Origin of the sequence: Pseudomonas sivasensis, assembly GCF_021391435.1 — a bacterium.
Lineage (GTDB): Bacteria > Pseudomonadota > Gammaproteobacteria > Pseudomonadales > Pseudomonadaceae > Aquipseudomonas > Aquipseudomonas sivasensis.
This window is the reverse complement of sequence record NZ_CP090029.1, coordinates 4043517-4064786: the sequence shown is the minus strand read 5'-3', so window position 1 is coordinate 4064786 and position 21270 is coordinate 4043517. Positions and strand designations below refer to the sequence as shown.

19 protein-coding genes are annotated in these 21270 nt (G+C 63.2%); 11 read left to right on the top strand and 8 right to left on the bottom strand.

What is annotated here, in order from left to right; genetic code table 11:
- Positions 1 to 719: 719 nt before the first annotated feature.
- The 6 genes from LRO94_RS18190 to LRO94_RS18165 form a co-directional block, all read right to left on the bottom strand.
- Entirely contained in the window at positions 720 to 1385 is a 666-nt protein-coding gene (locus LRO94_RS18190; RefSeq protein WP_032889994.1) for a response regulator transcription factor, read from the bottom strand.
- Positions 1386 to 1400: 15 nt separating this feature from the next.
- Positions 1401 to 1949 carry a PQQ-dependent catabolism-associated CXXCW motif protein gene (locus LRO94_RS18185; protein WP_032889991.1) on the bottom strand — a complete coding sequence of 183 codons (549 nt, stop codon included), beginning with the start codon at positions 1947 to 1949 and terminating at the stop codon, positions 1401 to 1403.
- A gap of 107 nt (positions 1950 to 2056) precedes the next feature.
- The gene (locus LRO94_RS18180; RefSeq protein ID WP_095184363.1) at positions 2057 to 2848 is read right to left on the bottom strand and encodes an ABC transporter permease; all 792 of its coding nucleotides are present in this window, start codon (positions 2846 to 2848) and stop codon (positions 2057 to 2059) included.
- Positions 2845 to 3585 (bottom strand): ABC transporter ATP-binding protein, encoded by a 741-nt coding sequence (locus LRO94_RS18175; protein ID WP_179178746.1) that lies wholly within the window; start codon positions 3583 to 3585, stop codon positions 2845 to 2847. The genes LRO94_RS18180 and LRO94_RS18175 overlap by 4 nt, the downstream gene beginning before the upstream one ends.
- Complete coding sequence (locus tag LRO94_RS18170) at positions 3582 to 4541, bottom strand: YVTN family beta-propeller repeat protein (RefSeq protein ID WP_032889983.1); 960 nt, start codon at positions 4539 to 4541, stop codon at positions 3582 to 3584. The genes LRO94_RS18175 and LRO94_RS18170 overlap by 4 nt, the downstream gene beginning before the upstream one ends.
- A gap of 30 nt (positions 4542 to 4571) precedes the next feature.
- On the bottom strand, positions 4572 to 5753 hold the full coding sequence (locus LRO94_RS18165) for an ABC transporter substrate-binding protein (RefSeq protein ID WP_032889981.1): 1182 nt from the start codon (positions 5751 to 5753) through the stop codon (positions 4572 to 4574).
- 152 nt (positions 5754 to 5905) lie between these two features.
- On the opposite strand from LRO94_RS18165, the gene LRO94_RS18160 reads away from it, so the two are divergent.
- A complete protein-coding gene (locus LRO94_RS18160) occupies positions 5906 to 7168 on the top strand; it encodes a sensor histidine kinase (protein ID WP_179178747.1) in 1263 nt (420 codons plus the stop codon).
- Positions 7165 to 7791: a response regulator transcription factor gene (locus LRO94_RS18155; protein ID WP_032889977.1), complete on the top strand. Its 627-nt coding sequence runs from the start codon at positions 7165 to 7167 to the stop codon at positions 7789 to 7791. The genes LRO94_RS18160 and LRO94_RS18155 overlap by 4 nt, the downstream gene beginning before the upstream one ends.
- A gap of 140 nt (positions 7792 to 7931) precedes the next feature.
- Here LRO94_RS18155 and LRO94_RS18150 read toward each other — a convergent pair whose 3' ends face one another.
- Together LRO94_RS18150 and exaA are read right to left on the bottom strand one after the other, a co-directional pair.
- Complete coding sequence (locus LRO94_RS18150) at positions 7932 to 8579, bottom strand: pentapeptide repeat-containing protein (RefSeq protein ID WP_179178748.1); 648 nt, start codon at positions 8577 to 8579, stop codon at positions 7932 to 7934.
- Between the two features lie 999 nt (positions 8580 to 9578).
- The gene (gene exaA, locus LRO94_RS18145) at positions 9579 to 11471 is read right to left on the bottom strand and encodes a quinoprotein ethanol dehydrogenase (protein WP_032889973.1); all 1893 of its coding nucleotides are present in this window, start codon (positions 11469 to 11471) and stop codon (positions 9579 to 9581) included.
- A 255-nt stretch (positions 11472 to 11726) separates the two neighbouring features.
- Here exaA and pedF point away from each other — a divergent pair, with 255 nt between their 5' ends.
- From pedF to LRO94_RS18100, 9 genes are all read left to right on the top strand, one after another.
- The gene (pedF, locus tag LRO94_RS18140) at positions 11727 to 12188 is read left to right on the top strand and encodes a cytochrome c-550 PedF (protein ID WP_032889971.1); all 462 of its coding nucleotides are present in this window, start codon (positions 11727 to 11729) and stop codon (positions 12186 to 12188) included.
- Between the two features lie 3 nt (positions 12189 to 12191).
- Positions 12192 to 13067: a substrate-binding periplasmic protein gene (locus LRO94_RS18135; RefSeq protein ID WP_179178749.1), complete on the top strand. Its 876-nt coding sequence runs from the start codon at positions 12192 to 12194 to the stop codon at positions 13065 to 13067.
- A gap of 9 nt (positions 13068 to 13076) precedes the next feature.
- Positions 13077 to 13826, top strand: a complete 750-nt coding sequence (locus tag LRO94_RS18130) for a quinoprotein dehydrogenase-associated SoxYZ-like carrier (RefSeq protein ID WP_032889967.1) — start codon at positions 13077 to 13079, stop codon at positions 13824 to 13826.
- 16 nt (positions 13827 to 13842) lie between these two features.
- Positions 13843 to 14772 (top strand): quinoprotein relay system zinc metallohydrolase 1, encoded by a 930-nt coding sequence (locus tag LRO94_RS18125; RefSeq protein WP_032889965.1) that lies wholly within the window; start codon positions 13843 to 13845, stop codon positions 14770 to 14772.
- Between the two features lie 107 nt (positions 14773 to 14879).
- Positions 14880 to 16655, top strand: coding sequence for a PQQ-dependent methanol/ethanol family dehydrogenase (locus tag LRO94_RS18120; protein WP_032889964.1), 1776 nt, complete (start codon positions 14880 to 14882; stop codon positions 16653 to 16655).
- Positions 16656 to 16776: 121 nt separating this feature from the next.
- A complete protein-coding gene (gene exaC, locus LRO94_RS18115; RefSeq protein WP_032889961.1) occupies positions 16777 to 18297 on the top strand; it encodes an acetaldehyde dehydrogenase ExaC in 1521 nt (506 codons plus the stop codon).
- A gap of 240 nt (positions 18298 to 18537) precedes the next feature.
- Positions 18538 to 18609, top strand: a complete 72-nt coding sequence (gene pqqA, locus LRO94_RS18110) for a pyrroloquinoline quinone precursor peptide PqqA (protein WP_010209364.1) — start codon at positions 18538 to 18540, stop codon at positions 18607 to 18609.
- Positions 18610 to 18736: 127 nt separating this feature from the next.
- A complete protein-coding gene (gene ercA, locus LRO94_RS18105; RefSeq protein ID WP_032889958.1) occupies positions 18737 to 19900 on the top strand; it encodes an alcohol dehydrogenase-like regulatory protein ErcA in 1164 nt (387 codons plus the stop codon).
- The gene (locus LRO94_RS18100; protein WP_032889957.1) at positions 19884 to 21254 is read left to right on the top strand and encodes an ATP-binding response regulator; all 1371 of its coding nucleotides are present in this window, start codon (positions 19884 to 19886) and stop codon (positions 21252 to 21254) included. Before ercA ends, LRO94_RS18100 begins: the two co-directional genes overlap by 17 nt.
- Positions 21255 to 21270: the final 16 nt, after the last annotated feature.

Genomic DNA, 21270 nt, shown 5'->3' with positions numbered 1-21270 from the left:
GCCCTGACAAACGTAGATCAAGTGTGGGAGGGGGCTTGCCCCCGATGGCGGTGTTTCAGTCAAGTGGATTCCGACTGACCCACCGCTATCGGGAGCAAGCCCCCTCCCACATTTGACCGGTGTTGTGTCTGGAGGATTGGCGGCGCAGTTACGGCCAATGAAGCTCAAGACTGCCACGAGTCACCTGCTCGGTCGTCCCTGACAAACGGAGAACCAATGTGGGAGGGGGCTTGCCCCCGATGGCGGTGTTTCAGTCAAGTAGATGCCGACTGACCCACCGCTATCGGGAGCAAGCCCCCTCCCACATTTGACCGGTGTTGTGTTTGGAGGATTGGCGCCGCAGGTTCGGCCAATGAAGCTCAAGACCGCCACGAGCCACCCCTCGGTCGTCCCTGACAAACGTAGATCAAGTGTGGGATGGGGCTTGCCCCCGATGGCGGTGTTTCAGTCAAGTAGATGTCGACTGACCCACTGCTATCGGGAGCAAGCCCCCTCCCACATTTGACCGGTGTTGTGTTTGGAAGATTGGCGGCGCAGTTACGGCCAATGAAGCTCAAGACCGCCACGAGCCACCTGCTCGATCGGCCCTGACAAACGGAGATCAAGTGTGGGAGGGGGCTTGCCCCCGATGGCGGTGTTTCAGTCAAGTAGATGCCGACTGACCCACCGCTATCGGGAGCAAGCCCCCTCCCACATTTACCACTGTTGTGTCAGGCGGGTCAGCGGCGCAGGTACGAGCCGAAATCGATATCCCCGGCACTGAGGATTGCCTGCACCCGGTTGTGCACGTTCAACTTGCGCAGGATCGCCGACACGTGGGCCTTCACGGTGGTTTCGGCAATCTCCAGGGTGTAGGCGATCTGCTTGTTCGACTCGCCCTTGGTCATCCGCTCCAGCACCAGCAATTGCTTGCGTGTCAGGGCTTGCAGCAGTTCGGGGGCGAAGCCGGGGTTTTCGTTGAGGCGCCGGTGGGTGCCGGGCTTCTGGGTGCGGATGATGTCCGGCGGCAGGTACACGTTGCCGTTGAGAATCTGCTGGATCGCCTCGGTCATTTGCAGGCGTGGCGAGGACTTGGTGATAAAACCCACGGCGCCATAGGTGATGGCTTGCAGCACGATCTGCTTGTCCTGCTCGGCCGAGACGATCACCACCGGAATGGTCGGTGCCTCGTTGCGCAGGTTGATCAGGCCATTGAGGCCGTGCATGCCGGGCATGTTCAGGTCCAGCAGGATCAGGTCGAGGTCGTCGTGTTCCTGGGTCAGCGCCAGGGCGCTGTCCAGGTCGGCGGTTTCCATCACTTCGCTGCCGGGAAAGCCGTCGCTGATGACGTTATGGATCGCTTCGCGAAACAGTGGGTGATCGTCGGCAATCAGGATTTTGTACATGGCCGTTCACCTTTCTTATTGTGATGTTTGAAATGGCTCGGGTTGGGCGACCGTCACCGGCAGCTTCGCCGCCTCCCAGGCATCCAGACCGTCGCGATACCAGTACACAGAGGTATAGCCGAGGTTGGCGGCACGTTTTACCGCGTTCCAACTCAGCCAGCAATCGGAGCGGCAATAGAAGACCAACGGTCGCGTGAGGTCGCCGCCGCTGTAGGCATACAAGTGGCGCACGAAATAGCTTTGCCACTCCGGCGTGAGGTCGCCGTCGCCGGTATTGGCCAGCCAGTGGCTGCCGGGCAGGTTGGCGTGGGGCTGGTCTTCGATGAAGCGGCCTTGCAGCCATTGGCGGCGGTACACATCGATCAGCACCGGCGCCGGGCTTTGGCCGAGCAGGGTTTGCAGGGCCGCGGTGTCGACAATCGTGGCGCCAGGCAGGTGGTCGGGCGTGGGGCTGCGGTACAGGCTGATGCGGTAGCCGTCGGCGGAAAACAGTGGGGTGTCGGCCTGGACGTGGGCGACGAACAGGCACAGCAGTGCCAACAGAGGCAGTCGGGCGTGCAGCATGGCAGGGCGATCCTTATCGTTATGCGCGCATTACACGTGAGTCCCGAGCCCTTGGGAATGCGACGATAGACAGGAAAACCAGTACCAAAGTAGTAGTTTTATCGGCTTCAGCCTTTTTTGCGCAGTACGGCATGCTGGGGATTGAAGGTCAGCACCGCCAGCAGCGTGAACAACAGGGTCAACCCCAGGCACACCGCCAGGGCCAGGCCGGCGAAGCGTTCATACAGGGCAAAGCGCACCAGTTCCACGGCGTGGGTAAACGGGTTGACCGCGCACAGCCAGTACAGCCATTCGCTGGAGTCGCGCATTTTCCACAGCGGGTACAACGCCGACGACAGGAAAAACAGCGGGAAAATCACGAAATTCATCACCCCGGCAAAGTTCTCCAATTGGCGAATCGCGTTCGACAGCAGAAGGCCCAATGCACTGAGCATCAACGCCACCAGCAGCAACGCCGGCAGGGCAGTCAACAGGCCCATGGCTGGCGGTTGCACGCCGTAGACCCAGGCAATCGCCAGGAATCCGTATACCTGCAACAGCGAGATCAATGCCGTGGCCAACAGTTTGCTGCACAGCAAAAACGTGCGCGGCAACGGGCTGGTCAGTAACACGCGCATGCTGCCCATCTCGCGGTCGTAGACCATCGACAACGAGCCCTGCATGCCGTTGAACAGCAGGATCATGCAGGCCAGTCCCGGAATGATGTAGACCTCGTAGGGGATGTAGGTGTCGTAGGGCTCGATCACCGAGATGCCCAACGCGGCACGGAACCCGGCGGCAAACACCACCAGCCACAGCAACGGGCGCACGAGGGCGCTGAGAAAGCGCGTGCGCTGCAACACAAAACGCAGCCACTCACGCAGCACGATGCCGCGCAGGCATTGCCAGTAAGCGTTCATGCGGCGGCTCCCGTCACAGTGGGTCGGGTCAATCGGGCGAACACACTGCCCAGGTCGCCGCCTTGTTGCTGGATCAACTCATCAACTTGCCCGCTGGCCACCAGGCGGCCTTGGTGCAGAATCATCAGTGCATCGTTGGCCTGCACTTCGTCGAGCAAGTGAGTGGTCCACAGCACGCTGATGCCGTGCTCGGCGCACAGGCTGCGCACATGCTGGTTCAGCGCCAGGCGGCTGGCCGGGTCGAGGCCGACGCTGGCTTCGTCGAGCAACAGCACGCGCGGTTCGTGCAGCAGGGCGCGGGCGATTTCTACGCGGCGCCGGTGCCCGCCGTTGAGTTCGCGGACTTTTTCGCGGCGGCGCTCGGTGAGGGCCTGGCGCGTCAGTTCGGCGTCGACCCGTGCGTCGGTCTGGCGCCGCGACAAACCGTGCAGCGCGGCGTGGTAGCGCAGGTTCTGCTCAACGCTCAAGTCCAGGTCCAGGGTGCTTTGTTGGAATACCACGCCCAATTGCTTAAGGGCGGCGCGCGGCGCATCGCGCAGGGAATGACCGCCCACGCGAATGTCGCCGCTTTGCAAGTCATACAGCCGCGTGAGCAGGGCGATCAAGGTGGATTTGCCGGCGCCATTGGGCCCCAGCAATGCCGCAAAACGCCCTGGCGCCAGGCTGAAACTCACCTCGCACAAGGCCTGCCGTGCGCCATAGGCGAAGCTCACGTCGCGCACCTCCAGGGCGTTCATGGCGTCACCACCACACCCCACGGGTAACGCCCGACTTTCACCGACTTGACCACCTTGAGGCTGTCCACGTCGATCACCGACACATCACCGCTCACGCCGTTGGTGGCGAGCAACTGTTTCTCGTCCGGGGTAAATGCCATCTGCCACACGCGGCGGCCCACCAACAGATAGTCGAGAATCTCAAAGGTCTTGGCATCAATCACCGCCACATGGTTCGCCGGGCCGAGGGCGACAAAACCGTATTTGCCGTCGGCGCTGAGCTTGATGCCGACCGGCTGGACTTTGTCCGGGTGCACGCCCTTGATCTTGAAGGTCAGGGTCTTGAGGATCGCGCGGCTGGCCACGTCGAGGATGGTCACGGTGCCGCCGATTTCTGCCGAGGCCCACAGCTGCGAGCCATCGTGGTTGAACTCGACGAAGCGCGGGCGCTGGTCCACCAGGGTGCTGTCGGCCAGGGTCTGGGTGCTGGTGTCGATCCAGTGCAGCATGTTGGTGGTTTCGCTGGTGTTCACCGCCCACTTGCCGTCCGGGCTGACGGCCATGCCTTCGGGTTCGACGCCGACGTTGATCTGGCCGAGCACTTTGGAGGTCTCGGTGTCGATCACGGTGACCAGCGCATCGTCTTCGTTGGACACGTACAGCCAGCGGTTATTGGGGTGCAGGGCGAACTGCTCGGGGTCTTTGCCGGAGGGCAGTTCCTTGATGATCTTGCGCGTGGCCACGTCCATCACCTGCACGCGGTCCGAGTCGCTGGCGCAGATGTACAGCAGCTTATTGTCATGGGACAGCAGCAAGCCTCGCGGGCGCTGGCCGACTTTGAGGGTGTCGGTGACTTGCAGGGTCTGCATGTCGATCAGGCTCAGGCTGTTGTCTTTCTCGTTGGAGACCCAGGCGGTACTGGCCACGGCGTGCCCGGCGGCAAGCAGCAGGGCGCATGAGAGCAGGGTGCGGCGCATGGCGGATTCCTTATTATTGTGGGTAGGTGATCAAGGGAAGCGGCAGGTCACCTCGGGTTTGTCATAGCCCAGGCTGTCCATTTCGTTAGTGGGGTGCAGGAAGCCTTCCTGGGGCGATGTGCTGACCAACGCGCGGGGTTGCACGATGGGAATCGGTTGGCGCAATTGGCCGTTCCAGGCGCGGTAACTGAGCTTGCGGCCCTTGAAGCCATCCAGGGGCAGTTGCTCGCTGATTTCCAGATCACGGATCGCCATGGGCTCGACCTGACGCAGCTTGCTCACGGCACTGGCGACGCTGCGTACGGCCATCCAGGCGGCGAAGTCGCGGTCGTTCATCCAACGTCCGGCCAGGGCCTCGAAGCGTTTCTGCAGTTGGGCGGCGCCGTAGGTCTCGACGGTCTTGTGCCAACCGGTGGGCGTCAGGCCCTGGGTGCCGGCGACGGGGCGCGGGTACCAGGTCTGGTAGGGCACGTACTCGCCGAAGTCGCCGCGCTCGTCGGCCACCAGCACCACGTCGTATTCGGCGGTCTGAGTGAACAGCGGCATATCCGCCTGGGCGCTGCGGCGTTGGTCGTTATCGAAGCGCCAGGCTTTCTCCGCCACCAGACGCACGCCGAAGCGTTTGGCGGCGCGGCGCAGAGCGGCGGCGTAGGCTTGGTCATCCTCGGTGGGGCCGACGATCAACAACGCTTTCTGCCATTTACGGACGACCAGGAACTGCGCCAGCGCATCGGCGAGCATCGCCCGGCTGGGCAGCGTATGCAGCACGTTGCCCAGGCAGTCGGTGCTGCGCAGGCTGTCATCCGGGCTGCCGGCATTGAACAGCAGGCTGTCAGGCAACGCGGCGCTGAGTTGGCGAAGGCTTGCGGCGGGGGCGTTGACCACGAACAAACGCAGGCCCTGGGCATGCTGGGCTTGGGCCGCGGCGAGCAGGGCGTCCGGCGTATCAACCGTGGCGGTCGTCAGGCTGTAGCGCTGGTTGAGAAAGGCGCCGGTGCTGTTGCTGTCGATGATCGCCAATTCGGCGCCGCGCTGCCCGGCATCGATGGGCTCGGGAATTACATTCGACAGCAGCGGGCCTGGATCGGGCCGATAACCCAAGTAGCCGATCTGCACCTGCAAGGGCTCGGCGGCCTGGCTGGCGGTGGCCACCCCGGCTGCGCAAGCAATCGCCAGCAGATAGATCACGGCGTAAGGGGCGAGCTGGCGCATAAGGCACTCCATGACAGGAAGCGCCAGCATAGAAAGCCTTAAGGTCGCTGCAAATATGCAGAAAGTAGCGCTGGGGCAGTACCAAGGTAGTAGCTCGCAGCGCGTGAAGCGGTCTTAGCATGACGCTTCAGTGTGTTGTTCGGGAGTTGGCTATGTCGGCGTTGTGGCGCATCAATCTATGGGTCTGCGGCTTCTTCGCCCTGGTGACCTGCGCCTGCACCGCGCTGTTGCTGCACCAGGCCCTGGCCGATGTGGAGCGCGAGTTGCAATCGGCCGAAGCGGTGGTGCACTACCTGAGCGAAACCGCCGAGCGCGACCCGGCCAGCCTGCAACCCCGCCTCACCGCGAGTTTGCGTCATGTACGCGTGCACTGGCTGGCGAGCGGCGACACCGCGCAAGCGCCGGCCTCGGACGGACTGGACGCCTGGCTTGGGCGCCTGCTGTTCGTCGAGGCGCGACGCAGTGCCCAGGTGCTGGACTTGCCGGACGGTCGGCGCGTGTCCATCGCCGTCGACCCACGGGATGAAATCGACGAAGTCTGGGATTCCTTGCAACAACTGTTGGGCCTGTGCGCCCTGGCGTTGGCCCTGAGTCTGTTGACTATCCGCTGGGCCGTGCGGCGGGGCATGGGCGTGCTCGATGAATTGCTGCGCGCCCTGCAACAGGTGTGCGCCGGCCAGCTCAATGTGCGTCTGCGCGGTGAAGGCGCGCCGGAAGCGCGGCAACTGGCGCTGCACTTCAACCGCATGACCGACGCCCTGGAGCAGGCGCGCACCGATAACACCCGGCTCACCCAGACCCTGCTGGCGGTGCAGGAGCAGGAACGCACCCACCTGGCGCAGACCCTGCACGATGACCTCGGCCAATACCTGGCCGGCATTCGCGCCCAGGCCTGCCTGTTGCGGCTGGTCGCCGATCAGCCGCACGTGCTGACCCGTACGGTGGGGCTGCTGGAAGATCATTGCGAGCACTTGCAGCAAGGTTTCCGCGCCCTGGTCCACGACCTCTACCCGGTGGCGTTGCAACACTTGCCGATGGGCGAGGCGTTCTCGATGCTGGTAACGCAGTGGCAGGCCAGCCATGGGATTCCCTGCCAATTGCAGGTCAGTGCCGACCTGCCGGCGTTGTCCGGCGCCAACAAAACTCACCTGTACCGCCTGCTCCAGGAAGCGCTGACCAACATCCTGCGGCATGCCGATGCCAGCCAGGTGCGCGTGCGCCTGCAACACCGCGGTTCACGTCTGCGCCTGTGGGTGCGTGATAACGGTCGCGGTGCAGTCACGCCCCAGCGGCCCGGCGTGGGCCTGTATTCGATGGCCGAACGCGCCCGCTGCCTGGGCGGCGAATTAAAGATCATCAGCCACCCCGGCGGCGGTTGGGCGCTGGCGTTGAACATGCCGTTGGAGGCCTCATGAATATTCTGTTGGTGGATGACCACGCCGTGGTGCGCCAAGGCTATGCCAGCCTGCTGCGCGCGCTGCTGCCAGCGGTCGAAGTACGCGAAGCGGCCAGTGGCGAAGAGGCCCTGAGCCGGGTGCAGGAGGCGGTGCCGCATCTGGTGATCATGGACTTCGGCCTGCCAGGCATCAGCGGCCTGGAAACCACGCGCCGCCTGCGCCAGCGCTTGCCACAATTGCGCGTGCTGTTTTTCAGCATGCACGACGAGCTGCCGCTGGTGCGCCAGGCGTTGGACGCCGGAGCCTCCGGTTACCTGACCAAAAGCTCGGCGCCCGAGGTGTTGATTGAAGCCGTGCGGCGCATCCTCGACGGCCACGCCTATATCGAACAGGCCCTGGCCACCGAGCTGGCCTACACCCCCAGTGATCAACGTTTGCAGGGCATGACCCCGCGCGAACTGGAAATCTTCCTGATGCTGGCCAAGGGCACGCCCACCCGAGCGATTGCCGACCAGCTGAATATCAGCAGCAAGACCGTGTCCAATCACCTGACCTTGCTCAAGAGCAAACTGCAGGTGAGCTCCCATGCCGAGCTGGTGCATCTGGGAATCGACATGGGGGTGGTGCGGGTGGTTGGATAATTGGGTGTGCACAAACCCACTGTGGGAGGGGCGGTGCGACGATTCGACTTGCTCCCGATAGCGGTGTATCAGTCAGCTCATCTGTCACTGACACACCGCTATCGGGAGCAAGCCCCCTCCCACATTTCAATGGCGTCGTTTCAGCGATCCCAGGTCGTTGGGCAATCCTGGCAGCCCTCCATATTCGCATCCTGAAAATTCCCATAATGTTGCCGCGCACCGGTTAGCGTGGCGTTTTCAAGGTTGCTCTCGCCGAACTTCGCTTCTTGCAGATTGGCGTCGCTGAGGTCAGCATTTTGCAAGTCGGCCTTGCTCAGCCAGGTCATCTCCAGGTCGGCCGCACGCAGGTTGGCCTTGTGCATTTTGGCCCCTGACAGCCGTGCAAATTGCAGGTAGGCCGCACTGAGGTTGGCGTTTTCGAACTGCGCCCCTTGGGCGAACAGGCCCCAACCCTGGATCGCCATCAGCGTGGCACCGCTAAAGTCCGCCAAGCGCAGGTTGCTTTGTTGCAGGCTGGCGCGGGTCAGGTTGGCGCCTTGCAGCTGGGCCTTTTCCAGGTTGGCCAGGTCGAGGTTGGCATGGCGCAGATCTGCATCGCGCAGGTCAGCGCCTGCCAGGTTCATTTTGCTCAGGTTCTGATTTCGAAGGTTGGCGCCCTTGAGGTTGGCGCCGGGGCATTGGCTGTGTTCGGCGATGGTGCAGCCGTTGACGATCAACGGGGCGTCGTCGCCATCGTCGGCGTGGGCCAGGGGTAGGGATAACAGGAGTAGCAAGGGCAGGTAGTTCATTGCGAGACCTCTGGAGATACTGTGGTGAGCGGAATTGTTATGGTGAGCGGGCTTGCCCCGCGCTGGGCTGCGAAGCGGCCCTGGCATTCCTCCAGCACCTGCGTGCGCTCAGGTTCTACGACTGCTGCGCAGCCGAGCGCGGGGCAAGCCCGCTCACCACAAAAAAACGCGGCCCGGCATTTTCTGACGGGTTACTTCTGGGCGTCGTCGCCATGGTCGGCGTGGGCCAGGGGTAGGGATAACAGGAGTAGCAAGGGCAGGTAGTTCATTGCGAGACCTCTGGAGATCCTGTGGTGAGTGGGCTTGTTGTGGTGAGCGGGCTTGCCCCGCGCTGGGCTGCGAAGCGGCCCTGGCATTCCTCCAGCACCTGCGTGCGCTCAGGCTCTACGACTGCTGCGCAGCCGAGCGCGGGGCAAGCCCGCTCACCACAAAAAAACGCGGCCCGGCATTTTCTGACGGGTTACTTCTGGGCGTCGTCGCCATCGTCGGCGTGGGCCAGGGGTAGGGATAACAGGAGTAGCAAGGGCAGGTAGTTCATTGCGAGACCTCTGGAGATCCTGTGGTGAGTGGGCTTGTTGTGGTGAGCGGGCTTGTCCCGCGCTGGGCTGCGAAGCGGCCCTGGCATTCCTCCAGCACCTGCGTGCGCTCAGGTTCTACGACTGCTGCGCAGCCGAGCGCGGGGCAAGCCCGCTCACCACAAAAAAACGCGGCCCGGCATTTTCTGACGGGTTACTTCTGGGCGTCGTCGCCATGGTCGGCGTGGGCCAGGGATAAGGGATAACAGGAGTAACAAGGGCAGGTAGTTCATTGCGAGACCTCTGGAGATCCTGTGGTGAGCGGAATTGTTGTGGTGAGCGGGCTTGCCCCGCGCTGGGCTGCGAAGCGGCCCTGGCATTCCTCCAGCACCTGCGTGCGCTCAGGTTCTACGACTGCTGCGCAGCCGAGCGCGGGGCAAGCCCGCTCACCACAAAAAAACGCGGCCCGGCATTTCCTGAAGGGTTACTTCTGGGCCGTTTTGTTATCCCAGCTCGGGATCTTGAACACCCAGAAGGACCCGCCTTGCGCTACCGGTTTGGTCAGCTCGGCCATGTCGCCGCCCCACAACGGCACCGCGCCGCCGTAGCCGACGGTCACGCCGATGTACTGTTCGCCATCCTGTTCCCAGGTGATCGGCGGCGAGACGATGCCGCTGCCGGTCTGGAACTTCCACAGCTCCTTGCCGGTTTTGGCGTCGAAGGCCTTGAAGAAACCGTCGCCGGTGCCGGTAAACACCAGGTTGCCCTTGGTGGCCAACACGCCGGCCCACAGTGGCAAGGCTTCCTTGTGCTCCCACACCACCTTGCCGGTAGTCGGGTTCATCGCGCGCAGGGTGCCGACGTGGTCGTCATACATGCGCTTGATGCGGAAACCCATGCCCAGGTAGGCCGAGCCCTTCTTGTAGTTGACCTCTTCGGTCCAGTATTCCTCTTTCCACTGGTTGCCCGGAATGTAGAACAGGCCGGTGTCCTGACTGTAGGCCATGGGGTTCCAGTTCTTGCCACCCAGGAACGGCGGCGAGACTTCCACCGGCTTGCCTTTGGTTTCACCCGGCAATGGCTTGGCCGGACGCTGGCCTTCGTTCTCCACCGGACGCCCGGTCTTCAGATCGATATGGCTGGCCCAAGTGATGTTGTCGACAAACGGGAAGGCGTTCTGCAGCTTGCCGTTGTTGCGGTCCACCACGTAGAAGAAGCCGTTGCGGTCGGCGTGGCCGGTGGCCTTGACCACTTTGCCGTCCTTGTCCTTGTAGTCGAACAGCACCAGTTCGTTGTTGCCGGAGAAGTCCCAGGCGTCGTTCGGGGTGTGCTGGTAAAACCATTTCACTTCGCCGGTGCTCGGGTCGACGCCAACCTGGCCCGAGGTGTAGAGGCTGTCGAAGTCGTGGGGGTTGCCGTCCTTGGCGGTGCGCGCCCAGGTGTTCCAAGGGCCAGGGTTGCCGGCGCCGACGATGATTGTGTTGGTCTCGGCATCGAAGCTTGCGCTCTGCCAAGGCGCGCCGCCGCCGTGGCTCCAGGCCTCGACCTTGCCGGTTTCGGTGGTGGGGTCATCCGGCCACGAAGGGGCCTTGACGTCGCCGGTGGTGGTGCTGTCCTTGCCGTTGAGGCGGCCCATATGGCCTTCCACGAACGGGCGCATCCACACTTCTTCACCGGTGTCGGGGTCGCGGGCAAACAGCTGGCCGACCACGCCGAATTCATCGCCGGAGCTGCCGTGGATCAGCAGCACCTTGCCGCTGACCTTGTCTTTGATCAGCACCGGGGCGCCGGTCATGGTGTAGCCGGCGGCGTGGTCGCCGAATTTCTTGTTCCACACCACTTTGCCGGTGTTTTTGTCGAGGGCGATCAGGCGCGCGTCGAGGGTGCCGAAGTAGATCTTGTCGCCGAAGATCGCCGCGCCGCGGTTGACCACATCACAGCACGGGCGAATGTTGTCGGGCAGGCGGTGGTTGTAGGTCCACAGGCGCTTGCCGGTCTTTGCATCCAGGGCGAACACGCGGGAGTAGGAGCCGGTGACGTACACCACGCCATCGCTGACGATGGCCTGGGATTCCTGGCCGCGCTGTTTCTCGTCGCCGAAGGAATAGGACCAGGCCGGGGTGAGTTTGAACACGTTCTTGTCGTTGACCTGGGCCAGTGGGCTCCAGCGCTGGGCGTTGGTGCCCATGCCGTATTGCAGCACGTCCTTGGTGGTCAGGTGGTCGTTGGCAATGTCTTCCCAGGTGACGTTGCGTGTCGATTTGGCAGGCTCGGCGGCTGCGAAGGTTGCAGCACTGAGGGACAGGCTGCCCACCAGCATAAAGGCTTGCACGGCAAGGCTTAAAGGTGAGCGGGCGGGTAGCGATCTTATTGTCATGGTTGCAGTTCCCAGTGGAGGTTTTGGCCTGCACAGGGTGGAACGCCGGGGCGCCGGGCGGATACGGAAAAAGTCCCGCTGTGGCCGGGAAGACTTCCCGGACCGCCGCTGTTTTAGGTGTGCCCCACAAGCCCTACTACCAAGGGAGGAGAGGGCGGCCACCAAAGCAGCATACGGCCCATGCCCCGGGGTTTCTAAGATGGTTGCCATAGCCTCTGCAATGAGGTTTTGCGTGCAATCCTGAGGGCAAAAATAATGACAACAAAACACAATGCCTGGCTCGTGGCTGGCCTGTTGGTGGGTGTATTCGGCGCCGGCTCTGTTTGGGCCCATGGCAACGTGGTCCCGCAAGCAGTGGAAACCAAGGGCCTGACCTCGATCAAGGACGCCGGCGTGCCGGTCAACGAAGACGGCTGGGCGGCGGTCAATCCGTACCGCACCTCGCCTGAACACGACCGGGCCGTGGAGATTGGTTCGTCCGCCTACAACCAGAACTGCGCCGCTTGCCACGGCCTGGAAGCCAAGTCCGGTGGTATCGCCCCCGACCTGCGCATGCTCGATGTGGGCGAAGCCGGTGATGAGTGGTTCGTCGAGCGTGTGCGCCATGGCGCGGTGCGTGACGGCCGCGTGTACATGCCCAAAATGGCCGACTACCTGAGCCAGGAAGCCTTGTGGGCCGTGCGCACCTACTTGGACAGCGTGCACGTCGAGGAGTAAGCCATGCGCCTGTTCGCTTATGTGCTTGGCCTGGCCCTGCTGTGTTGCCAGCCGGCACAGGCGCAGGTGCGCAGCTATGACCAGATGATCGCTGACGGCGAAATCAAGGTGGCGGTGTACAAGGACTTCGCCCCCTACAGCTTCGAAGACGGCGCCAACGCGCGGGGGGTCGATGTGGAACTGGCCCAGGCCCTGGCCACGGCGCTGGGGGTAAAGCTCAAGTTGATCTGGGCGCCGGCCGGCGAGAAGCTCGATGACGACCTGCGCGACTACATCTGGCGCGGCAGCCAGTTGCATAACCAGCAACTGGCCGACCTGATGATGCGCGCGCCCTACGATCGCGATTACGCACAAAAGCGCAACGACCAGGGCGAACTGGAAAACGGCCATGTGGTGATGTTCGGGCCGTACCAGAACGAACAATGGCAGGTGGCCTATGACCATCGGCGCCTGGACACGGTCGCCAGCGTGGCGGTGTTCGAGCAGCACCCGATTGGCGTCGAAGTCGACAGCGTGCCGTCGTTCTACCTCACCTCGGTGTTCAACGGCATGCTCGCCGCCAAGACCCATCACTACCCCGACGTCCCCCAGGCCTTTGCGGCGATGAAAGCCGGTGAGGTCGATGCGGTGATGGCGATGCGCGGCGAAGTCGATTGGCAGGTGCATGAAGCCCACGACCCGCAACTGGCCCTCGCCGAAAACGCCTACCCGAACATGGGCAAGCAACGCTGGGAGATCGGCATGGCGGTGCGCGAGAGCAATCGCCAGCTGGCCTACGCGGTGGAAGAGGCGCTGGAAGGCCTGATCCGCGACGGCGCGGTGCAAGCCATCTATGCCCGTTACGGCCTGCAGTACGAAGTCCCCGAGATGTATCAATAGGAGCAGGCGATGAACTGGCGACTGAGCTGCATCCTGGCGTGCTGGCTGCCGCTGGCGGCTCACGCCGTGGAGATCGACCCGGTGCCGTCGGTGATGTGGGACTTCTATCACAAGCAGTTCCTGGCGCAGGCGCCGTTCGTGTTCGACGACCGAGTCAAGCTGCTCGCGCCGCCGTTCGCCGAAGATGCGCGCCAGGTGCCGCTGGAAATCGACGCCCGCGCCTTCAACGGCCATGTGGTGAAAATCCTCGCCTGGGCCGAGCTCAACCCATTGCCGAAAATCGTCGACTTCCAGCCCAAGGCCGGCGTGCTGCCGTGGCTGTCGCTGCGGATTCGTATCGAACAGGCCACGCCGTTGCGTGCAGCGGTGCTCACCGATGACGGCCTGTGGCATGTGGGCTCGACCCTGATCGACGCGGCAGGTGGCGGCTGCACCGCGCCCAGCGTGGTACGCACCCAGCCCGGTTGGGAAGAGCACATCGGCGAAGTGCTCGGCGGCCGTTACCCGCGTGGTGAGTTCAGCCGCGTGCGTGTGCAGGTGGCGCACCCGATGGACAACGGCATGGTCAGCGGCATCCCCGAGTTTTTTATCAACCATGCGCAACTGCGCGGCCAGGACGGCCAGGTGCTGGCTGATCTTGAGCTGTTCCCGGCGGTCAGCGAGAACCCCAACCTGGCCTTCGACATCGACGCGCCGGGGCCCACCCGACTGGTGCTGCGTGACAACAGCGGCAACGAGTTCGACGCGGCCATCCCCTGACCAGAAGGAGCGCGGCATGCGCTGGATTCTATTGTTGTGCCTGGGCCTGAGCTTGCCCGCCCTGGCAGATCTCGACTACGCCCTCAAGCCCCGGCTGATCGCCGACGACACCTGGCTACTCGAAGGCAGCACTGACAATTTTGCCAAGGCCAATGGCGGCAATATCGTCAACACCGCCTTCATCGTCACCGAGGCCGGCGTGGTGGTGATCGACACCGGGCCGTCGCGGCGCTACGGCGAAGCGATGCGCGAGGCCATCGCCCGCGTCACCCCCAAGCCGGTGATCCAGGTGCTGATTACCCATCATCACCCCGACCATGCGCTGGGCAACCAGGCCTTCAAGGACGTGCCCATCGGCGCCCTGGCCGAGACCACGCGGCTGCTGCATGAGCAGGGCGACGGCATGGCGGAAAACCTCTACCGCATGGTCGGCGACTGGATGCGCGGCACTGAAGTGGTGTTGCCCACTCAGGTGCTGGAACCCGGTGTGCTGAGCGTCGGCCGTCACGACTTGCGCCTGCTCGCGCTCACCGGCCACACCGGCGCCGACCTAGCGATCTTCGACCAGAGCACCGGCGTGCTGTTCGCCGGCGACCTGGTGTTTTACCAACGCGCGCTCACCACCCCCAACAGCCCGGGGCTGGCGGTGTGGCTGGCCGACCTCGGCACCCTGCAAGCCTTGCCCTGGACCCTGATCGTGCCCGGCCATGGCCCGGTGGCCAGCGACGCGCAACCCTTCACGCAAATGCGCGACTACCTGACCTGGCTCGATCAACTGCTGCGTGACGGCGCTGCCAAGGGCAACGACATGGCCGAGATGATCCGCAGCCCCATCCCCGAACGCTTCGCCGCGATCAGCTTGAGCCGCTATGAACTGATCCGCAGCGTCAGCCACCTGTACCCGCGTTACGAGCGCGAGCAGATGCAACCGCTACTAAGGAACTAGCAAACTCGATACTGCGGTCAATTGTGACAATGGCCCCTGCGCCCAAGAATCTGCACCAGACCGGGAAAATTTCCCGGGTATAACAAAAAACCGCAGAGGTAGCCGTCATGACCCAACCCGCACGTCGCCAACCCTTCGCCTTGAGTGTGTTGCTCGGTGCCATCCTGTTATCCGGCCAGGCCATGGCCTCGGTCACCGATGAGGACATCCTCCAGGACCCGAAAAACCCCGGGCAGATCGTCACCAACGGCCTGGGCGTGCAGGGCCAGCGCTACAGCCCCCTCGACACCCTGAACGTCGACAACGTCAAGGAACTGCGCCCGGTCTGGGCGTTTTCCTTTGGCGGCGAAAAGCAGCGTGGGCAACAGGCGCAGCCGATGATCAAGGACGGGGTGATGTACCTCACCGGTTCCTACTCGCGGGTGTTCGCGGTGGATGCGCGCACCGGCAAGAAGCTCTGGCAGTACGATGCGCGTCTGCCCGATGACATCCGCCCGTGCTGTGACGTGATCAACCGTGGCGTGGCGCTGTACGGCGACCTGGTGTTCTTCGGCACCCTCGACGCCAAGCTGGTGGCGCTGAACAAAGACACCGGCAAAGTGGTGTGGAGCAAGCAGGTCGCCGATCACAAGGAAGGCTACTCGATCAGCGCCGCGCCCCTGGTGGTCAACGGCAAGCTGATCACCGGCGTGGCCGGTGGCGAATTCGGCGTGGTCGGCAAGATCCAGGCCTATGACCCGAAAAACGGCGAGCTGCTGTGGAGCCGCCCGACGGTCGAAGGCCATATGGGTTATGTCTACAAAGACGGCAAGGCTGTGGAAAACGGCATCTCCGGCGGCGAGGCGGGCAAGACCTGGCCGGGGGATTTGTGGAAAACCGGCGGCGCGGCACCGTGGCTGGGCGGCTATTACGACCCGGAAACCAACCTGCTGCTGTTCGGCACCGGCAACCCGGCGCCGTGGAACTCGCACCTGCGCCCTGGCGACAACCTTTACTCGTCCTCGCGCCTGGCGCTGAACCCGGACGACGGCACCATCAAGTGGCACTTCCAGAGCACGCCCCACGACGGTTGGGACTATGACGGCGTCAACGAGCTGGTCTCCTTCAACTACACCGAAGGTGGCAAGGAAATCAAAGCGGCGGCCACCGCCGACCGCAACGGCTTCTTCTACGTGCTCGATCGCACCAACGGCAAGTTCATCCGTGGCTTCCCGTTTGTCGACAAGATCACCTGGGCCACGGGTCTGGATAAGGACGGTCGTCCGATCTACAACGAAGCCAGCCGCCCAGGTGCGCCGGGCAGCGAAACCAAGGGCACTTCGGTGTTTGTCGCACCGGCGTTCCTCGGTGCGAAGAACTGGATGCCGATGGCCTACAACCGTGACACCGGGCTGTTCTACGTGCCGTCCAACGAGTGGGGCATGGACATCTGGAACGAAGGTATCGCCTACAAGAAAGGCGCGGCGTTCCTCGGCGCGGGCTTCACTATCAAGCCGTTGAACGAAGACTACATCGGCGTACTGCGCGCCATCGATCCTAAGACGGGTAAGGAAGTCTGGCGCCACAAGAACTTCGCGCCGCTGTGGGGCGGGGTGCTGACCACCAAGGGCAACCTGGTGTTCACCGGTACGCCGGAAGGTTTCCTGCAAGCATTCAACGCCAAGACTGGCGAGAAGGTCTGGGAATTCCAGACCGGCTCCGGCGTGCTCGGTTCGCCTGTGACCTGGGAAATGGACGGCGAACAGTACGTCTCGGTGCTCTCCGGCTGGGGCGGCGCGGTGCCGTTGTGGGGCGGTGAGGTGGCCAAGCGCATCAAGGACTTCAACCAGGGCGGCATGCTCTGGACCTTCAAGCTGCCCAAAGAGCTGGTCGCCAAACACTGAATCTACGACCAAATGACAAGTGCCCCCCTGCCAACGGCGCATTCGCCCGGCAACGGGGGCTCTTTACTATCGGGTCATCGCCTGTTGACCGACAGGCCCGGACCCAGACAGAGGCTTTAACATGATCTACGCACAACCTGGCACCCCTGGCGCTATCGTCAGCTTCAAGCAGCGCTACGGAAATTACATCGGCGGAGAGTTCGTCGCCCCGCTGAGCGGTGAGTATTTCACCAACACCTCGCCAGTGACCGGTGAAGCGATCGCTGAATTCCCGCGCTCCAACGCTGCCGATATCGACAAAGCCCTCGACGCCGCCCATGCCGCCGCTGACGCCTGGGGCAAGACGTCGCCCCAGGATCGCTCCCTGGTGCTGCTGAAAATCGCCGACCGTATCGAGCAGAATCTCGAAGTACTGGCCGTGACCGAAAGCTGGGACAACGGCAAGGCCGTGCGCGAAACCCTCAACGCTGACGTGCCCCTGGCCGCCGACCACTTCCGCTACTTCGCCGGCTGCATCCGCGCCCAGGAAGGCGGCGCCGCCGAGATCAACGAACACACCGCGGCCTATCACTTCCATGAGCCATTGGGCGTGGTCGGGCAGATCATTCCGTGGAACTTCCCGCTGCTGATGGCCGCCTGGAAACTCGCCCCGGCCCTGGCTGCCGGTAACTGCATCGTGCTCAAGCCGGCCGAGCAGACGCCGCTGTCGATCATGGTGTTTGCCGAGCTGATCAATGACCTGCTGCCACCGGGCGTGCTGAACATCGTTCAGGGCTTTGGCCGCGAAGCCGGGGAGGCGCTGGCCACCAGCAAGCGCATCGCCAAGATCGCCTTTACCGGCTCGACCCCAATCGGTGCGCACATCATGCATGCGGCCGCCGAGAACCTCATTCCGTCTACCGTGGAACTGGGCGGCAAGTCGCCGAACATCTTCTTCGAAGACATCATGCAGGCCGAGCCGCAATTCATCGAAAAAGCGGCCGAAGGCCTGGTGTTGGCGTTCTTCAACCAGGGCGAAGTGTGCACCTGCCCGTCGCGGGCGCTGGTGCAGGAGTCGATCTACGACGACTTCATGAAAGTGGTGATGAAGAAGATCGTTAAGATCAAGCGCGGCAACCCGTTGGACACCGAGACCATGGTTGGCGCGCAGGCGTCCGAGCAGCAATACGACAAGATCCTCTCCTACCTCAAGATCGCCCAGGAAGAGGGCGCCGAGCTGCTCACCGGCGGCGCGGCCGAGCGCCTGGAAGGCGACCTGTCCAGCGGTTATTACATCCAGCCGACCCTGCTCAAGGGCCACAACAAGATGCGCGTGTTCCAGGAAGAAATCTTCGGCCCGGTGGTGGGTATCACCACCTTCAAGGACGAAGCCGAAGCCCTGGCCATTGCCAACGACAGCGAATTCGGCCTCGGCGCCGGGCTGTGGACCCGCGACATCAACCGCGCCTACCGCATGGGCCGGGCGATCAAGGCTGGCCGCGTGTGGACCAACTGTTATCACCTGTACCCGGCGCATGCGGCGTTTGGCGGCTACAAGAAGTCGGGCGTGGGGCGTGAGAACCACAAGATGATGCTCGATCACTACCAGCAGACCAAGAATTTGCTGGTGAGCTACGACATCAATCCATTGGGTTTCTTCTAACCCTCGCATTGCAACGCGGTCCCCTGTGGGAGGGGGCTTGCTCCCGATGGCGGTGGGTCAGTCAACAGTGATGTGGCTGACACATTGCTATCGGGAGCAAGCCCCCTCCCACATTTTGATCGGCGTATACCCGCTACCAATGCGGGTGCGAGCTCCTTCGAAAGTAGCATTCGCACCCCCATCCCCCCATGCATTAATGCCTCTACCGGAATCTTCCGGCACAACAAGAGGACTCTCCCCATGTGGACCAAACCCGCCTTCACCGACCTGCGTATCGGCTTCGAAGTGACCATGTACTTCGCCAGCCGTTGATCCATCTCCGGCCAGCCTCGCGCTGGCCGGTGCCGTATTGGGAATGACCCTTTGGTCTGATTGCATTCGCCTGCGAATGGGTTAGTGTGAAGCGCATCTCCCAAAAATAATAAGAACAGGCTTTCCAATGAGCCCCAATCTGAGCCTCCTGCGTAAATTCGTCTCGCCTGAAATCATCTTCGGTGCCGGCTGCCGGCACAACGTCGGTAACTACGCCAAGACCTTTGGTGCGCGCAAGGTGCTGGTGGTCAGCGACCCCGGGGTGATCGCCGCCGGTTGGGTTGCCGATGTGGAAGCCAGCCTGCAAGCCATCGGTATCGACTACTGCCTGTACAGCGCTGTGTCGCCCAACCCGCGCGTCGAAGAAGTAATGCTCGGTGCCGAGGTGTATCGGGAAAACCATTGCGACGTGATCGTGGCCATCGGCGGCGGCAGTCCGATGGATTGCGGCAAGGCCATCGGCATTGTGGTCGCCCATGGGCGTAGCATTCTTGAGTTCGAGGGCGTGGACACCATTCGTGTGCCCAGCCCGCCGTTGATCCTGATCCCCACCACCGCCGGGACGTCGGCGGATGTCTCGCAGTTCGTGATCATTTCCAATCAGCAGGAGCGCATGAAGTTCTCCATCGTCAGCAAGGCGGTGGTGCCGGATGTGTCGCTGATCGACCCGGAAACCACGGCGAGCATGGACCCGTTCCTGTCCGCCTGTACCGGCATCGACGCGCTGGTGCATGCCATCGAGGCGTTCGTGTCCACCGGCCACGGCCCACTGACCGACCCCCATGCGCTGGAAGCCATGCGCCTGATCAACGGCAACCTGGTGCAGATGATCGCCAACCCCACGGACATTGCCCTGCGCGAGAAAATCATGCTCGGCAGCATGCAGGCGGGCCTGGCGTTTTCCAACGCGATCCTCGGCGCCGTGCATGCCATGTCCCACAGCCTCGGCGGGTTTCTCGATTTGCCCCACGGTTTGTGCAACGCGGTGCTGGTGGAGCATGTGGTGGCGTTCAACTACAACTCGGCGCCGGAGCGCTTCAAGGTGATTGCCGAGACCTTTGGCATTGACTGCCGTGGCCTCAACCATCGACAGATCTGCGGACGATTGGTCGACCACCTGATCGCGCTCAAACATGCGATTGGCTTCCACGAAACCCTGGGGCTGCATGGGGTGCGCGTGGCGGATATTCCGTTCCTGTCCGAGCATGCGATGGACGACCCCTGCATCCTCACCAACCCTCGTGAGTCCAGCCAGCGTGACGTCGAGGTTGTTTATGGCGAAGCGCTCTGACGACCAGCAACAAGCACTGGCAGGGCTGCTGGGCTTGGGCAATCACTCGGCACGCAAGAGTCACTACCCGGAACTCACCGCGCGCCTCGACGAGCTGGAGGCGGAGCGCAACCGCTATATCCGTCTCAACGATGAGCTGGAGCAGCGCGTGGCCGCGCGCACCGATGAGCTGCTGGAAGCCAACCGCAACCTGCAACAGCAGATCGCCCAGCGTGAGCAGGTCGAGCAGGAATTGCGCGATGCGCGCGACGCCGCGGAGGCTGCCAACCGCAGCAAGGACAAATACCTCGCCGCCGCGAGCCATGACCTGCTGCAACCGCTGAACGCGGCGCGGCTGCTGATCTCCACCCTGCGTGAACGCAACTTGCCCAGCGTCGAGCAGGTACTGGTGGAACGTACTCACCAGGCGCTGGAAGGCGCGGAAGATTTACTCACCGATTTGCTGGATATTTCGCGGCTCGACCAGGCGGCGGTCAAACCCGACGTGGCGCTGTATCGCCTGGATGAACTGTTTGCGCCGCTGGTCTCGGAGTTCCAATCGGTGGCGCTGGCGGCCGGGCTGAACCTGCGCGCGCGTACCGGCCATTATGCGATTCGCACCGACTTGCGCCTGGTGACGCGGATTCTGCGCAACTTCCTCAGCAACGCCTGCCGCTACACCGACGAGGGCTGCATCCTGCTCGGCGCGCGCCGCCGTGGCGACCGCCTGCGCCTGGAGGTGTGGGACACCGGGCGCGGCATCGCGGCCGACCGGCTCGACGCGATCTTCCTCGAATTCAACCAGCTCGACGTCGGCCGCGCCTCGGACCGCAAAGGCGTGGGGCTGGGCCTGGCGATTGTCGAGCGTATCGCCGAGATCCTCGGCTACCCAGTGGCGGTCCGTTCGTGGCCGGGGCGTGGCTCGATGTTCAGCATCGAGGTGCCCATCAGCGAAGAGATGCCCCTGGCGATCAGCCAACTGCCGGTGCTGCCGACCACGGGCAACCCGCTGCCGGGGCGGCGTTTGCTGGTGATCGATAACGAGGTGAGCATCCTCGAAAGCATGCGCGCGCTGCTGGTGCAGTGGGGCTGTGAGGTGGTCACCGCCACCGACCAGGCCGGTGCGTTACTGGCGTTGCAGGGCAGGGCGCCGGAGTTGATCCTCGCCGACTACCACCTCGACCACGGCGTGGTGGGCGCTGCGGTGGTCAAGCATCTGCGCGAGCATTTCGCGCAAAAGATCCCGGCCGTGATCATCACCGCCGACCGCACCGACCAATGCCGTCGTGTGCTGCGCCGCCTTGACGCGCCGTTGTTGAACAAACCGCTCAAGCCCGGCAAGTTGCGGGCGGTATTGAGCCAGTTATTGACCTAGGGTCTTGATACCCGTC

Bases quoted from the DNA above. Each gene is read 5' to 3' on its own strand.
- LRO94_RS18120 (WP_032889964.1), top strand. From the start codon at position 14,880: ATGACCCAACCCGCACGTCGCCAACCCTTCGCCTTGAGTGTGTTGCTC.
- LRO94_RS18185 (WP_032889991.1), bottom strand. From the start codon at position 1,949: ATGCTGCACGCCCGACTGCCTCTGTTGGCACTGCTGTGCCTGTTCGTC.
- exaA (WP_032889973.1), bottom strand. From the start codon at position 11,471: ATGACAATAAGATCGCTACCCGCCCGCTCACCTTTAAGCCTTGCCGTG.
- ercA (WP_032889958.1), top strand. From the start codon at position 18,737: ATGAGCCCCAATCTGAGCCTCCTGCGTAAATTCGTCTCGCCTGAAATC.
- LRO94_RS18155 (WP_032889977.1), top strand. From the start codon at position 7,165: ATGAATATTCTGTTGGTGGATGACCACGCCGTGGTGCGCCAAGGCTAT.
- LRO94_RS18180 (WP_095184363.1), bottom strand. From the start codon at position 2,848: ATGAACGCTTACTGGCAATGCCTGCGCGGCATCGTGCTGCGTGAGTGG.
- LRO94_RS18150 (WP_179178748.1), bottom strand. From the start codon at position 8,579: ATGAACTACCTGCCCTTGCTACTCCTGTTATCCCTACCCCTGGCCCAC.
- exaC (WP_032889961.1), top strand. From the start codon at position 16,777: ATGATCTACGCACAACCTGGCACCCCTGGCGCTATCGTCAGCTTCAAG.
- LRO94_RS18175 (WP_179178746.1), bottom strand. From the start codon at position 3,585: ATGAACGCCCTGGAGGTGCGCGACGTGAGCTTCGCCTATGGCGCACGG.
- LRO94_RS18100 (WP_032889957.1), top strand. From the start codon at position 19,884: ATGGCGAAGCGCTCTGACGACCAGCAACAAGCACTGGCAGGGCTGCTG.
- LRO94_RS18170 (WP_032889983.1), bottom strand. From the start codon at position 4,541: ATGCGCCGCACCCTGCTCTCATGCGCCCTGCTGCTTGCCGCCGGGCAC.
- LRO94_RS18165 (WP_032889981.1), bottom strand. From the start codon at position 5,753: ATGCGCCAGCTCGCCCCTTACGCCGTGATCTATCTGCTGGCGATTGCT.
- LRO94_RS18135 (WP_179178749.1), top strand. From the start codon at position 12,192: ATGCGCCTGTTCGCTTATGTGCTTGGCCTGGCCCTGCTGTGTTGCCAG.
- LRO94_RS18160 (WP_179178747.1), top strand. From the start codon at position 5,906: ATGTCGGCGTTGTGGCGCATCAATCTATGGGTCTGCGGCTTCTTCGCC.
- pedF (WP_032889971.1), top strand. From the start codon at position 11,727: ATGACAACAAAACACAATGCCTGGCTCGTGGCTGGCCTGTTGGTGGGT.
- LRO94_RS18125 (WP_032889965.1), top strand. From the start codon at position 13,843: ATGCGCTGGATTCTATTGTTGTGCCTGGGCCTGAGCTTGCCCGCCCTG.
- LRO94_RS18130 (WP_032889967.1), top strand. From the start codon at position 13,077: ATGAACTGGCGACTGAGCTGCATCCTGGCGTGCTGGCTGCCGCTGGCG.
- LRO94_RS18190 (WP_032889994.1), bottom strand. From the start codon at position 1,385: ATGTACAAAATCCTGATTGCCGACGATCACCCACTGTTTCGCGAAGCG.